Below are 13315 nucleotides of genomic sequence, written 5' to 3'. Positions count from 1 at the left end.
GCGCCAAGCCTGCATGTTCATATTAGCCGTTACGCCAGCTGTTGGCGCCAGCGGTTTTCAATGGTGTCCAATTCGGCCGGGCCGTAGCAGGCCTGGTCATGGGCGCCGTAGTAAGCCCATAGTTGATCGCCAAAATCGTAGTGCCACCATTCACTGGGCAGGTTGGTGAAACCCTGCTGTTTCATGGTGTTGAATAGCAAGCGGCGGTGATCCCGTGCTTTCTTCTGCTGCGACGTGAGGGTTTCGAGTTGCTCGAAATAATCGCTGTGGGAAGCCGGTAGTGCTTCATCAAACAACGTACCCATATCCAACGGCAAACCATCAGCATCGCAGAGCGTCACATCCACTGCACCGCCGGTAAGGTGCGGGCTTGGGGCTGTCGGTTCGCGGCTTGGAACCGAGACAAACTCCCTTGTTCTCTCAAGTAGTGCTGCTTCGTCCAGGTCGGGTTGCTGATGCTGAATGGCCTCATGCAGGGTGTCGAACAAGTACTGTTGCACCCGCCATGGGCGCCAGCCGTCCAGAACGATGATGCCGATCCCTTCGGGCAGACTGCGCGCCGCAGCGAGTAGTGCCCGGTACACACCTTCACGAACAAAGCATTCCTGTATCGCACCGGGTATGCCCATTCGGGCGTAGGCAGGAAATACCTTTATGGGTGCAGGAGCCAGGCTCATTGGCACCAGGCTCTCACCGTTATCTTCAATCGACACGGAGCGCAGAGTTTCCCAGCTGGGAGCCGGGTAGCTGGGGATGGGCGTCAAATCACTCAATAACGTAGTTAAAGGCATTGTCTTATCCAAACTGGGTAGGGAGCCACAGCGTCAGCGGTGGGAACAGAATTAATAGAATGAGTACCGCAACAGCCGTCAGCACAAAGGGCCAGATGGTTCTGAACAGCGAGACTATCTCAAGCCGGCTGACCGCCGCTGCGACGAAAACGCAGGCGCCTAGCGGTGGTGTTATCAGCGCAATGGTGATGTTCAGCGTGATGATGACACCCAGATGAACCGGGTCTATGCCGGCCATCATGGCCACGGGCACAAAGATTGGCGTAAGCAGCATCAGCGCCGACACTTCTTCCATAAACATGCCCGTGAAGAAGGTGATAAGGCTCAGCAGCAATAGAATGATCACACCATTGTCGACATAAGGTGCGAGCAGAGACACAAACTGCGCAGGAACCTGAGCGTAGGAGAGAAGCCAGCTAATGGTGGCAGAGGCTGCCATGATCAGGAAAATCGCAGAGGTCAGGCGTGCTGTATCAACGACCGCTTTCCAGCACTCCTGTAAACGTAGCCCGCCAAGCACGAAACCACACAAAGCCACATACAGAGCTGTGAGCGCCCCGGATTCGGTCGGAGTTACAAAGCCAAACACTATGCCTGCAACGATAATGAACGGTGCAATCAGAGCGGGCAGCGCACCAATAAATGCGACTCCAAGTTGGCCGAAGGAAGGTAGCTTTCCGCTTTTGGGCAGCTTCTTGCGCCAGGCATACCAGGCGTTCATGCCCATAAAAGCCACGCCCAGCAGCAAGCCAGGCACAACGCCCGCCAGAAACAGATCACCCACTGAAATGTTTGTCAGTGAGGCATAAAGAATCATGAAAATGCTGGGTGGAATGATCGGGCCTATGAGCGAGCTGCCTGCGGTCAAACCGGCGGCAAAGGCCCTTGAGTAGCCTTCTTTCTCCATGGCTGGAACTAACAGAGAGCCCAGTGCCGATGTGTCGGCCACGGCAGAACCGTTGATACCTGCAAAGAAGATGCTCGAAACCACGTTAACGTGGCCCATGCCGCCCCGTAAGTGCCCAACCAGCAGTCGAGCCAACCCCATCAAACGCTCGGTCAAGCCACTCACGTTCATCAGGTTGCCGGCGAAGATAAACAATGGAATCGCCATCAGGGAGAATACGTTGATCCCGCTAAAGAACTGCTGCGGCATCATCCGTGGAATCATCGACGGATCAACAAATAGGAAGCCTACAATTGCCGTTGTAATCAGCGCGATGAACAAAGGCAGTCCAAGTAAAACGTGGACAAGAAAAACGGCCAACATGGTGAGGATCATAGCTGGTCCTCTATGGTCTTGAGGGGGGCAGGCCCATACAGCAGTGCATGCCAGGCCAGCAGTAAAAAGCCGAGAGGTAATGACATCAGAGGGACTGTTCGGCTAATGCCGAGCCCGGATGTGGTGAACATGTTGACCGACAACGCATAGCGATAGCTGGCCCACGCTGCTCCCAGGGCAACAAACAAAGTAAGCAGCCATTGGTAGACAACCAGCACTCGTGCGATTGGTGCGGGTAGCAGCTTTTCCAGCAGGCCAACACGCATGTGGCCACCTTCAGCCCAAACCGCGCCAGCCCCGAGCATAACGGTGCCTATGATCAAAAAGCGTGAGAGCTCATCTGTCCAGATAGGCGCACCACCAGCAATGTAGCGTGCAAAAACCCCAAACAGAATGGCTGCGACATTAAGGGATAACAAAGCTCCCGCCAGAGTCAGGGTAGACGGGCAGCTTATAGCCAACAGGCGATAACGAAGCTTGGTGAGCATTGCAGCGTTCCAGTATGCGCAGAAAGATAAAGGGCTGGCGAAACCAGCCCTCTGTCGTGGTAAAGAAAAGGCGTGGTTTAGCGTTTCATGCCCGCATCTTCCAGAGCCATGTCAATCCAGCGCTGCTCAATACCGCGCTCTTTGAGCCATTTCAGGTAGGCGGGCTGGCCAATGTTCTGGAACTCGGCCAGGTCTTTTTCAGAAGGACGAATAACTTCCATGCCTTGCTCTTCCAGGAAGGTGATGCGCTTTTCAACTTGTGCTTCATTGAGCTCCCTGGCGTTGCGGTTGGCCTCGGCGACGGCTTCCATAAAGGCGCTGCGAATATCCTCATCCCAGCCTTCGATCATCTTGCTGTTGCCCACAAGGAACTGATCGGAGTACTGAATATTCGCAAGGGTCAGGTACTTCTGAACTTCATGAAGACTGCCCAGGGCGATGTACATGGGCGGGTTCATTTGGCCGTCAGCTACTCTGGTACGCAGAGCCATATAGGTTTCTGTCCAGGGGATAGGCGTGCCGGACGCACCAAATGCTTCATAAAGTGCTACCTGGCTTGGGTCCATGGCGCGGAAGCGCAAACCTTCAAAGTCAGCAGGACGGCTGATGGGCCTTTTGTTGTTGGTGAAGGCCAGAAAACCGCCTTCTTCAACAACAGCCAGCATATCGATGCCAGCACGCTCTTTCAGGGCAGCGCTTACTTCCTGCCAATATTTGCCTTCATCAAAGAATGTACGTGCGGCAGCAAAATCTTCGAACAGGAACGGGATGGCGCTGACAAAAATCTCATCTACCAGAGGCGAGACACCCGCAAAGGATGCGATGTTGAGCGACGGCGTGCTCATGGTTTGCTCCATGCGCTCCTGCTCTTCGCCCAGCATGCTGTTGGGGTACAGCGTCAGCTTTAGCTGGTCATTGGTTTTTTCTTCGACCAGCTCTTTCAGGTTCGTGGCAAAAACGTGAACAGCGTTCTTTTCCAGATCTGGTGCGCCGTTGTAGCTCAGGTTAATTGTGGTTGCTGCGAGGGCGTTGCCAGCCATCAAGGCAGAGCCAAGCAGGCAAGCTGAGATCAGGCGCTTGGGTGAAAAGAGTTTAGTCATCATATTTAATTTCCTGTTTTATTGTCATTAGTTGCGGGGCACCAAACACGAACCCACAGGTGCTTCAAGGATGCCAGTTAGTAGGCTATGTGTTGAAGTGTTGACTATGCAATACCTAAAGTGTGGACTTTATTGCAACAGTCGAGGGGCGTCAGCGGAGAAAAAACGCATTCCTTTTTGCAAATGGTCGATACACGCGGCTGCCGCAATCGTTAACTCCTGGCTTCTGAGGCTGACAATCTGGGCGCGAGTATCGTTCATAATCGGGTATTGCATGGGTAGCGGAATGATTTCTCCTCGCATTATTTCATCCATGACGGTGAGTTCTGGCATAAACGTAACGCCGATCCCTGAACGGACAAAATTCTTCAAAACAGAGACGGAATTTGTATGAAGGCGGGCCTCAAGGTGCACATGTTCCTGGTGAGCTGCCATATTCACCATCTGCCGCATACCAAAGGGGTTGTCCATAAGTGCCAGTGGCCACCCTTTCAGATCGTTGAGTGTTACGGGGCGGTTCAGCTCCGTTAGCGGGTGGTCTGGAGGCACAATCAGATCGAGTGGCTGGCGGGTTTCCACATGGCAGAAAAACTGCGGATCTGCCGGTGGCGCATAGAGTAGTGCTATGTCGACCTCACGATCTTTGAGAAGCGACATGGCTTCGTTAACGCCGGCCATGCGGATTTCAACATTGATCCCCGAGAACTCCGACATAAAAGTGCCTAGCGGGGCGGCAATCAAATCTGCGACAAAGCCTTCCCCCACGGCTATTCGAACTTCGCCTTTGGCCAGGTTTTGCAGAGCCATCAGTTGGGAAAGTACAGCCTCTTCGGAAGCTCTCTGGGAATGAAAGTGGTGAACAAGTAGCTGCCCTGCAGCAGTTGCCCGCATACCACGCCCATGCCGTTCACACAGGCGCGTGTCCAGCTCTTCTTCCAGAGCTTTTATCTGGCGGCTAACAGCGGAGGCGTCGACATTCAGATGGGCGGCTGCGCGCCTTAAGGAGCCGCGGCGAATGACCTCGTTCAGGTAGGCAAGTGCACGTTGGTTAAGCATATAAAACGCCGGTTGGTGGGGCAGTGCGTAATGAACTATCTTTACGGGCTTGGTGCAAACAGCCATTCGGTTGATGTAGAAGAGGGTAGGTAAACATGAGTAAAAAGCCAAGCATGCTGATTGTTGGCGCCGGAGCGATTGGTAGCTTCTACGGTGCCATTCTCAAGAAAGCCGGATGCGCTGTGAGCGTTGTGGTGCGTTCAGATTATGAAGCGATCAAAGAGCATGGCATTCGAATCGAAAGCCCGCTCGGTGACTTGTCCTTCGCGCCTGATCATGTCTATCGGTCTGGCGACATGCCAGAAACCTATCCCGACTTCCTGATTCTCTGTGTGAAAGTGCTTCCCGGCGTAGACAGGGCAGCCATGATTGCTCCCTGGATGGGTGAGAATACTCGCTTGGTACTGATTGAAAACGGGCTGGATATTGAACAAGAGTTGGTGGATGCCTACCCGTATAACCCGCTCATAAGTTGTCTGGCGTTTGCGGCGGTAAGCCGGGTGGATTCCGGAATAGTCGAGCACAAGGCCTTTGGAAAGCTGGTGTTTGGGCGTTACCCGCAAGGCATTGATGGGGGCTGCCAGATACTTGCTGCATTGTTTCGGGATGGCGGGATCAATGTTGAACTGACTGAACGCGTAGTGGGCGAGCGTTGGCGGAAATGTCTCTGGAATACTCCGTTTAACCCCCTGTCGGTCATCGCCAATGGTGCGGACACGCGAACCCTGGTGGACACAGATGGAGGCGAAGAGCTAATGCGGGCAATGATGCGCGAGGTGATGGAGGTAGCGGCGGCCGACGGCTACCCCATGGACGAGTCGTTGATCGACAAGAATATCGCGAGTACCCGTAAGATGCCCGCGTACAAGAACAGTATGGCGCTGGACTACCTGAACGGTCGCCCGATCGAACGGGACGCTGTGCTTGGCAGTGTGGTGGCCATAGCCAAGCGCCATGGTATTGCAGTGCCACACCTGAACACGGTGCTGGTCACTTTGAAAATGCGTGCTGCCCTCGAAGGGCGAGCTTAAACAGCTATCCTCGCAACATGAAATTTACTTTTATTCAGTTGCTGGACGAGCTCAGTTTCCGAGATTGCCGTTATTAATGGCTGGGAGAAACCTTGCCCGTTGCAGATTGCGCTGAAGAGCGAAAGATTGCACTCAGCTTTGCAGGCAGCGCGCTAATTAGCTCTGCCATGTATTCGCTGCGCTCTTTTTTGGCCAGTTCTACAGCCTGACTGATTTCTGTAATGCTGGGAATGTGTGATGCTTGAGTGTTCATAAGGATGGTCTCCTGAGTTTTCACCACATACTTGTTGAGCTAACGCCTTCTGGCAAGCAGTACCTGGTGTCTGTGAAGCATGCGCTGAACGAAATTGAAGTGGCGACTCACAGGCTCACGGCCAGCAAGGAAACGAATGTGGTCCAGATCAGCGTCGCGCCCAACTTCCTGACGCGCTGGCTTATGCCCCGTATGTCTCGTTTCAGAGAGATGTTTCCGGATATTGAGTTACGGATAAGTGCCTCGGTTGGATTGCTCGATTTCAATCAGTCGAGTACTGATATGGCGGTCTACTACGGCAATGGTGAGTGGGACGACATTGAGGTCTACTTCCTGCAAAAAGTAATGCTTGTACCTGTGTGTAGCCCCAAACTCCTGGAAGGAAAACACCCTTTGCTGGATCCGGCCGATTTGCGACATCACACATTGATTTATGTCAGCACCCGCATGTGGGAGTGGGAGAACTGGTTTCAGGTGGCCAGTTCGGAATACATTACGCCAAAAGACAGCCTTCAATTGTCGAGCAGCCAACTGACCACTGCCGCAGCGCAAGAAAATCTTGGCGTTGCACTTGCTGATCTCACATTGACCTCAAGAGAGATCAGTTCCGGGAGTTTGGTGGTGCCCTTTAATATCCCACTCGACACCCGGAAGGCCTTCTACCTTGTTCATCAGAAGCATCGCCCTTTAACGGCGGCTATGAAAGCGTTTAAAGAGTGGTTGATTGCCGAGATCCAGGCGTCCAATGTGTATGGTGTGGGGGCGTGAGCTTCGCTCAGGTATTTTTGTCAAAGCTAGTGCATCTGCTCATTTCCAATGAGCCCGACAAAAATGCTTTGCAGAACAGCAATGCCTTAACAGGTTTGTACTTGCCGTCCATTCCCATCCATGAATGGGTGAATCCATAAAAAAACGGTGATGGGCGCAGACGAGGCTGATCAGCTGTTTATTACCCGGGTAGCGAGCTGGCCGATATTCGTCGCAAAACTCCTTCCATCAAACTACTTAAGCCTTTAGCTTCTGGCGTAAGGTGCCGCTCTGCGCTTCAGCTGAGCTATCAGGTCAAACCCCCCATGCTTTCGAAGCGCGAATTTTTGCGAGATAAATGGTGTTATCTCTAGCTTGGGTGTGGTGTTTTTGTCGGATCTGGAAGCTCCTCCCGGCCTGGCAATTCGTGGCTTTAAGAAGAAATTTTTCGAGCCAACCAGAGCCAGGAATTCAAAAGAGGTGCTCGCGTACTTCCTAAAGGCATACTCCGTTGGCTCATGCGGCAACTTCACGCCCGGCGTTTGACCCGCATCCATACGCCCGGTTGCAACCGGCGGTATCCTGATAGGTGACGTTATCTTACAAGCGCCGCCAATTGGCTTATCAGGGAGAGCACAATGACAAACACAGAGAAAACCACCGGGCTCGACAGCTTCACCCGGAAGTATCTGTATGTGCTGGCCGGCTTGGTGCTGGTCGGTTTTGTTTTATGGCTAGGCAGCCTGGACTTCCGCGCCCGTGAAATAAATTCTGCGCTGGAAGCGGATTCAGAGCTGGCCGCCTACCCCTTTCCATTTCGTGTGCTCACGCTGGAGAACGGCGTGGCACGCATGAGCAGTCCGCGCTCGGCCCAGCTGTCGGTCATTCAGTCATTGCGCGTGATGTTTCCGGAACTGCAGCAAAAAGATCCCGTGTCTGACGAAATGCAGGCGGCGCAAGTAGAGCTGGCGCGTCTGCAGTCACGTGCCGCTGAACTGGTAATGAAGGAGCCGGGTGTTAGGTCGGTAAGATGGGTGCTGGATAAGCAGTGGCTGGCAAAGCGCGGGATTTACGTGGAGTAGCTTTGCGATTTTATCGATTCTTGAATTGGTAGCAGAAGAGTAAAAGGAAACAAAAAAAGGCCCCACGCTCTCACGTAAGGCCTTGAAAAATATGGCGCGCCCGACAGGATTTGAACCTGTGACCCCTGCCTTCGGAGGGCGTGGGGACACCGAGTTTCAAACTGTTCTTAATCGGTTCCGAATCCGCAAGATCAATCACTTATCCAAATAGCTGTTCGCATGAAAAACACCTATATATCAGCAATTTGACCGATTAGCGCCAGTTTAGGGCACGGTGTTGTCCGGTTGATGATGGTTCTAACTGGACAGTTTGATACCTGCCTTCCAAGCGAATTGTCACTTTATCCTGCTTTGACTAGTTCCGCAACGCCGTGAAATTTGTCCGGTATGGGGTGTCCGTAATTGGACGAGTATTTCTATACGGTGGGCAGCTTGGTGCGATCAGATTCTATGGGTGGCTAATGTTGTGAGCCTACGAAGCCCGGCAATCAATATTTGTCTTTTATCTCACTCGCTGAGATGGAGTGCGCCCGCAATGGTTACCGATACACATATAAATATACATAAAACATACAAGTATATTATTGGCAGTTAGCACGCTGAGCACAATGCACCAGGAAGCGCTCTAACAGTGAAATGACGTTCCTAAGTCACTTCAGAAAAAAGAGCGGAACTCCATGCTGCTGAGTGCCAGGAGCCGTTTTCGGCCGTATGCGGAAGTGCGATTATAAATATGAACATGTAAGATAAATTGACATGAAAGTGTGTGATCGTCATTTAGGCTGGAGTTTCAGGGCGCAAGGATTTAATTGGCAGCGCCAACCTAAAGAGCAGAAAAACAAGGCCAAGCGTTTATAAAACATTTGGCTGAATTCCTATAGTTATATAGAAAATATGGAAAGGAAGGTCATGGGCAACCAGCACAGCAAAACAAAGATATGCATCACAATGGCAATCGCAACAACACTGGCCGCCTGCGGTGGTGGGGGCGGTAGCGAAAAAGGCGCAACGACGCCGCAGGTGATCACAAACGAGGCCGCCATCAGCATTGCAGAAGGCCAGACGGCACTTTACGAAACAAGCGGTGCCAAAGTAACGACCATCACAGTGCAACGGCCAGCCAGCAACGTAACCTTGAGCAACGCAGGCGACACTGGCGGTGTACTGATTCAGGCAGGGCTCTCTTGATGTCGGACGAGATGAATCGTACGCGCTGATAGACCAGTTGAGTGAGCAGGAGCCGATTGAGATGGTCTGTAAAGCGTTTGAAGTATCAAGGTCCAGCTATTACAACTATCGCCGCAAGCGGTCCGTGGTGGATGCTAAGCGAGTGGTTCTGCGAGCCGATGTGAACCGGATCTTTCGTAAGAGCCGAAGCTCAGCGGGAAGCCGTATGATCACCACCATGCTTAATGAAGAAGGGGTTGTGATCGGACGCTTCAAGGTTCGCCGCCTGATGAGTGAGCTGGGACTGATCTGCAAACAACCTGGCCCACACGCATACAAACAGGCCACTGTGGAAAGGTCAGACATTCCAAACCGGCTGAATCGTGAGTTCAGCGTCAGCCAGCCAGACCAGGCGTGGTGCGGTGACATCACCTATGTGTGGGCGGGTCAGCGCTGGAGCTATCTTGCGGTTGTTCTGGATCTTTACGCCCGCCGAGTCGTTGGCTGGGCGCTATCAGACCGGCCTGATGCCGAGTTGGTGGTGAAGGCATTGGATCATGCGTATGAGCAGCGAGGAAAACCGACTGGGGTTCTGTTTCATTCCGACCAAGGCAGTCAGTATGCCAGTCGATTATTCCCTCAAAGGCTCTGGCGATACCGCATGGAGCAAAGCATGAGTCGCCGGGGAAATTGCTGGGATAATTCCCCGATGGAACGGGTCTTCCGCAGCCTGAAGAGCGAATGGATTCCTTCACTCGGATATCGATCAATTCCCGACGCCAGGAAAGACATTGGTGATTATCTGATGGACTACTACAACCGGCAGCGCCCCCATACATTCAATGACGGCATGCCACCTGTGGTCGCGGCAGAAAAACTTAAAATACTGTCCGGGATTAGTTGACCACTACAACCATCAAGCCAGCCCAGTCCTTTTTCCGCTGCTTCGGCACAAGCTGATAACACCTTTTGTTTGTCTAAAACCTGGAGCAGGCTGTTTTCGCCAGCTGATTGGGCATTGGCAAGATTGCCAAAAAAATGCCGTACATCTTCTTTAAACTGCTCCGGCATGGGGCGGGGCGGAGGGGTGCGGTAGAATTTATACTCGGCGAATTGAACAGTTAGGTCGTCGTAGCGGGTGAAATGTGCTTTCTCCAAAATGGCAACACCTTCATCACCTTTGACCGTCCTAAGGACCTTCAAGGCATTTGGGTAGGAGCCAAGAAGTCTTCGAATGTCTTCAAGCTTTTCGATTTCGTTCGATTTCGGTGCTCGCCCTAGGTTTACCCATGTAGTCCATAACTCTTCCAGAATTGCTGTGTTGTTTTGGTATTTTCTGAAGCTTGGAGAGACATGGGATTTTGGTTTGGTTCGAAATGCTGGCAATCTTCGAGAAGTGAAGTCCGACGGCCTCCTTCGTTGAGAGCCCTTTCGGGTCAAAAAAGCAGCTTTAGCCCCATCTGTTTTAAAAGCATAAAAAATACCTGGAGCGACTGGAACCGGTTCGACTCCAAGAACTGATTCAATAAAGGCGCCAAGCTCAGCCTGCGAGAAGTACTTTTGAAAGGTGTTTCTGGATGTCCGTACGCCATCTTTGAAAGGAGTGCCGCCGCGAGCATTCGCGTTTTCTAGCATCGCAGACACAACGAGGCAATCACCAGCGAGTTTATACGCAGAGGCAAGGGCAAGTTTACGCTCTGCCAGGTCTTCAATTACGTTGATGACGAACCCGAGATTGACGATGTCCGAATACTTCTTTATTGCATCGGGAGAGTAGTATGGATCCCAGCCTGAGGCATCCAAGCCGCTATCCCTAAGAAGTTCAACATCGCTGCCTTTTCCGCAGCCATAATCAAATACCGATTTGGATTGATCAAGGTATCCGTATCTCGCCAGGCTCTGCATGGGAGCAGAAAGCTGGGTTCGAGTTAGCGCAGTCAGGTGCCTATGGATTTCCTGGCTTTCTTCAATGTTGCCTGAGAGTTCTGACATGTCATTGGCAATGGGGAGAAACGAGTGATCGTTGACTTCATAGCCTTTAAGCTGGAGTAAGCGCTCCCACTCTCGGAGAAAACCAATTCTGCTAGTGTCGTCGAATAAGCCGATATGCTCAGCTTCTTTGGTTAAATCCGAAAAACGCTGAAAGTCAGGGTGGTCAGGCGCCAGGAGTAGTTCTTTGCGATGCAGAATCGGTGGGTTACTCGACTCCGAATAAGCTCGGTAACGATATAAAGATGTAGATATGTCGACTTTCCATGATTGTTCAAGAACAGGGAATGCTTCGTCAAAGAAAGTTGGATAGTTTAGGAGAGTAATTTCGGAGACGCTTTTTCTGAGCTTGACGACATTGAAATCAGTTTCGGATTGGAGTCCAGTTGCTTTGGCGGCGTTGTATACGGCTTCGACGATTTCACCACCAAGCTCGTGAAGGGCCGAGGTGTGTAGGTACCTGTATTCACCAATTCTCTTGCCAGCTACCTGAATGGATTTTGCCACGGAACCCCCTATATTAGTTAGTATCCCCGTGTTCGGGCCAGTGATATCAGAGGCTTAATTTTGTTCGAAAGTGTATGCCTAACAGAAAAATAATTGACGCTGCTTACGAATGCCACATAGTCGGACTATAGTTGAGAGAGTTTGAGTCTCGTTGTGGCAAAAAAAATACTTATATTGTTTCTATCGATGGTACGCATCGGTGGGCTACATGAAGCTAGGTCTTCAACGACTAATTGGCCATATGAATCAAGGCTTGGAAGATCATTTAATTGTGAGAAGGGAAGTCGAAAATAGCTGGCAGCCTGTCCGTTAGAGTAGTTTTGAAAAGAGGCCATTTGAAATGGCCTCTGCTTGAGACTCAGAGGTTTCACGCTGAACGCAGGGGGGAAGTGCAAAGTTTTTCCGTAAGCAACTTTGCACGCCATTCTACAGCATTAGATCCTTCGGAATTATGGGTGCCACTAGGACTGAATCTGGAGATCGCTGAACCGTAAAGAACTTGTCCGACCCCGAGTTATTGATGACCCGGGTTCTTTGATCGAAGACTCCAAATGTCAGACTAACCTCTTTTGTATGCGGTGGAAGGTCAATCTGGACATCTTTTGTCCAAGTGAGAACGTGGTACTCTGCTGAATCTGCTTTGACAGGGTATGCCTCCTTTACCGGAACCGTACGGTAAACGGGGCCCTCAATGGTGCAGTTTACATAGCCTGGCCTCCTGTCCAGCACGCTGCCTCTTTCTTCGACCCGAGCTCGATACCGAAGTCCCTCCTCAGTGGAATTGTTCCACTCGACGCCCTCACACCGTCCCGCTACGCCTTGCCCTTGCACGGTTTTGAACGCTTCGGGCGGCTTGGTCAAGTCCCACTTCCAGTCTTGGGGCGGCTTTGCGACTTTATAGACCCGTTGCTTTCGTCCCTCAAATTGCCCCATAGAATTTCTGTATGAATCGGTTTCGCGATGCTCATACTGCCGGTGGGCCACTAGGTGGAATTGGGCTACTTCAACAGGTAGGTGGACAATATTGATCTGGCGATGAACCGTTTCTTTGCCACCAAACATTCTTTTGAAGAACCCATCCGGATCTGAGAGGTAGGTCAGATTCAGTGTTTCAATCTTCATGCGGTGTTGATCGGGCTCAAATTTCTCCATAGATACAGTGAATTCTGCTTCAAGTGCCGAAGATTGAGATCTTCTAACCGATTCATCTGCAACTATCAATTTTGGGTCGGCGCGGTGAAGGTTGACACCTCTGATACGAACCTGAAATGAATCCTGCGCTGCGGGCGGCAACACCCTTGGGATGTAGCGAACTACGTAGCTACGATGGTTCGTTGGAAGACTTTCCACGATCTGATTGGCTTGATCCGCGATTTGATTGGCCGTTTCCAATGGAGGAGTGACACCTTTTATAGAGCGATCAATCGAGTCATTGATACCGAACAATACATCGCGTGTAGCTTTGTCGATTTTGTCGGCGGCATCATTGAGTATTGCTTTATTCGTCTCCTCCCAGGCATTCAATACGGATTTGAGGTCTGATAAGGCGCCTGCAAGCAGATAGTCTGCATCTGATATGGCCTTGTCCATTAATTCTCGAATTCGAGAATCAATGATGCTGATCATTTGCTTAGCCGTTGTCGCGGCGGCAAGTGAGTCGAGAGCGGCAGAGGTGGTTGTAGAGGTTAGGAGTGTTCCGCCCAGCATGCAGGCGAACATAAATGAGCGAAAATAAGACATTTTAAGCCCCCTTCGTCCAAGAGTAATTGATGTGCGATTGAGAACAACTCCCTACTCTCAATATCGATGGCACATCTCCTTA

12 protein-coding genes and 1 pseudogene are annotated in these 13315 nt (G+C 51.5%); 5 read left to right on the top strand and 8 right to left on the bottom strand.

The genetic code is table 11. From position 1 onward, the window contains the following. Positions 1-29: 29 nt before the first annotated feature. From RKA07_RS00980 to RKA07_RS00960, 5 genes are all read right to left on the bottom strand, one after another. Complete coding sequence (locus RKA07_RS00980) at positions 30-791, bottom strand: M15 family metallopeptidase (protein ID WP_227714856.1); 762 nt, start codon at positions 789-791, stop codon at positions 30-32. 4 nt (positions 792-795) lie between these two features. Next, on the bottom strand, positions 796-2073 hold the full coding sequence (locus RKA07_RS00975) for a TRAP transporter large permease (RefSeq protein WP_200201326.1): 1278 nt from the start codon (positions 2071-2073) through the stop codon (positions 796-798). Then, on the bottom strand, positions 2070-2561 hold the full coding sequence (locus RKA07_RS00970; RefSeq protein ID WP_200201325.1) for a TRAP transporter small permease: 492 nt from the start codon (positions 2559-2561) through the stop codon (positions 2070-2072). Before RKA07_RS00970 ends, RKA07_RS00975 begins: the two co-directional genes overlap by 4 nt. 77 nt (positions 2562-2638) lie before the next feature. Continuing rightward, a complete protein-coding gene (gene dctP, locus RKA07_RS00965; RefSeq protein WP_200201324.1) occupies positions 2639-3664 on the bottom strand; it encodes a TRAP transporter substrate-binding protein DctP in 1026 nt (341 codons plus the stop codon). Positions 3665-3790: 126 nt separating this feature from the next. Next, complete coding sequence (locus RKA07_RS00960; protein WP_200201323.1) at positions 3791-4717, bottom strand: LysR family transcriptional regulator; 927 nt, start codon at positions 4715-4717, stop codon at positions 3791-3793. A 95-nt stretch (positions 4718-4812) separates the two neighbouring features. On the opposite strand from RKA07_RS00960, the gene RKA07_RS00955 reads away from it, so the two are divergent. Then, the gene (locus RKA07_RS00955; RefSeq protein ID WP_200370369.1) at positions 4813-5748 is read left to right on the top strand and encodes a ketopantoate reductase family protein; all 936 of its coding nucleotides are present in this window, start codon (positions 4813-4815) and stop codon (positions 5746-5748) included. Positions 5749-5821: 73 nt separating this feature from the next. On the opposite strand, the gene RKA07_RS00950 is transcribed toward RKA07_RS00955, so the two are convergent. After that, on the bottom strand, positions 5822-6001 hold the full coding sequence (locus RKA07_RS00950; protein ID WP_200201321.1) for an RSP_7527 family protein: 180 nt from the start codon (positions 5999-6001) through the stop codon (positions 5822-5824). Between RKA07_RS00950 and RKA07_RS00945 the strand changes: the two genes are divergently transcribed. The 4 genes and pseudogenes from RKA07_RS00945 to RKA07_RS00930 all read left to right on the top strand — a co-directional run. Further along, positions 5990-6769, top strand: a complete 780-nt coding sequence (locus RKA07_RS00945; RefSeq protein WP_200370368.1) for a LysR substrate-binding domain-containing protein — start codon at positions 5990-5992, stop codon at positions 6767-6769. The genes RKA07_RS00950 and RKA07_RS00945 overlap by 12 nt on opposite strands. A gap of 617 nt (positions 6770-7386) precedes the next feature. Further along, positions 7387-7830, top strand: coding sequence for a hypothetical protein (locus RKA07_RS00940; RefSeq protein ID WP_200370366.1), 444 nt, complete (start codon positions 7387-7389; stop codon positions 7828-7830). A gap of 948 nt (positions 7831-8778) precedes the next feature. Next, a complete protein-coding gene (locus tag RKA07_RS00935; protein WP_200370364.1) occupies positions 8779-9018 on the top strand; it encodes a hypothetical protein in 240 nt (79 codons plus the stop codon). Next, positions 9011-9901: pseudogene (locus RKA07_RS00930) on the top strand (IS3 family transposase); the annotation flags it as partial. The gene RKA07_RS00935 and the pseudogene RKA07_RS00930, both read left to right, overlap by 8 nt. On the opposite strand, the gene RKA07_RS00925 reads toward RKA07_RS00930, so the two are convergent. Both RKA07_RS00925 and RKA07_RS00920 read right to left on the bottom strand, forming a co-directional pair. Then, a complete protein-coding gene (locus tag RKA07_RS00925; RefSeq protein WP_310965316.1) occupies positions 9811-11493 on the bottom strand; it encodes a DNA phosphorothioation-associated putative methyltransferase in 1683 nt (560 codons plus the stop codon). The pseudogene RKA07_RS00930 and the gene RKA07_RS00925 overlap by 91 nt on opposite strands. A 426-nt stretch (positions 11494-11919) precedes the next feature. Continuing rightward, positions 11920-13233: a hypothetical protein gene (locus tag RKA07_RS00920; protein WP_310965315.1), complete on the bottom strand. Its 1314-nt coding sequence runs from the start codon at positions 13231-13233 to the stop codon at positions 11920-11922. Positions 13234-13315 lie beyond the last annotated feature (82 nt).

This window comes from Marinobacter xiaoshiensis, assembly GCF_031631795.1.
Classification (GTDB): Bacteria; Pseudomonadota; Gammaproteobacteria; order Pseudomonadales; family Oleiphilaceae; genus Marinobacter; species Marinobacter xiaoshiensis.
The sequence above is the reverse complement of the archived record's forward strand: the minus strand, read 5'-3'. Positions and strand labels throughout refer to the sequence as shown.

Coding starts and splice junctions, on each gene's coding strand:
- RKA07_RS00980 (WP_227714856.1), bottom strand. CDS start 791: ATGCCTTTAACTACGTTATTGAGTGATTTGACGCCCATCCCCAGCTAC.
- RKA07_RS00975 (WP_200201326.1), bottom strand. CDS start 2,073: ATGATCCTCACCATGTTGGCCGTTTTTCTTGTCCACGTTTTACTTGGA.
- RKA07_RS00970 (WP_200201325.1), bottom strand. CDS start 2,561: ATGCTCACCAAGCTTCGTTATCGCCTGTTGGCTATAAGCTGCCCGTCT.
- dctP (WP_200201324.1), bottom strand. CDS start 3,664: ATGATGACTAAACTCTTTTCACCCAAGCGCCTGATCTCAGCTTGCCTG.
- RKA07_RS00960 (WP_200201323.1), bottom strand. CDS start 4,717: ATGCTTAACCAACGTGCACTTGCCTACCTGAACGAGGTCATTCGCCGC.
- RKA07_RS00955 (WP_200370369.1), top strand. CDS start 4,813: ATGAGTAAAAAGCCAAGCATGCTGATTGTTGGCGCCGGAGCGATTGGT.
- RKA07_RS00950 (WP_200201321.1), bottom strand. CDS start 6,001: ATGAACACTCAAGCATCACACATTCCCAGCATTACAGAAATCAGTCAG.
- RKA07_RS00940 (WP_200370366.1), top strand. CDS start 7,387: ATGACAAACACAGAGAAAACCACCGGGCTCGACAGCTTCACCCGGAAG.
- RKA07_RS00935 (WP_200370364.1), top strand. CDS start 8,779: ATGGCAATCGCAACAACACTGGCCGCCTGCGGTGGTGGGGGCGGTAGC.
- RKA07_RS00920 (WP_310965315.1), bottom strand. CDS start 13,233: ATGTCTTATTTTCGCTCATTTATGTTCGCCTGCATGCTGGGCGGAACA.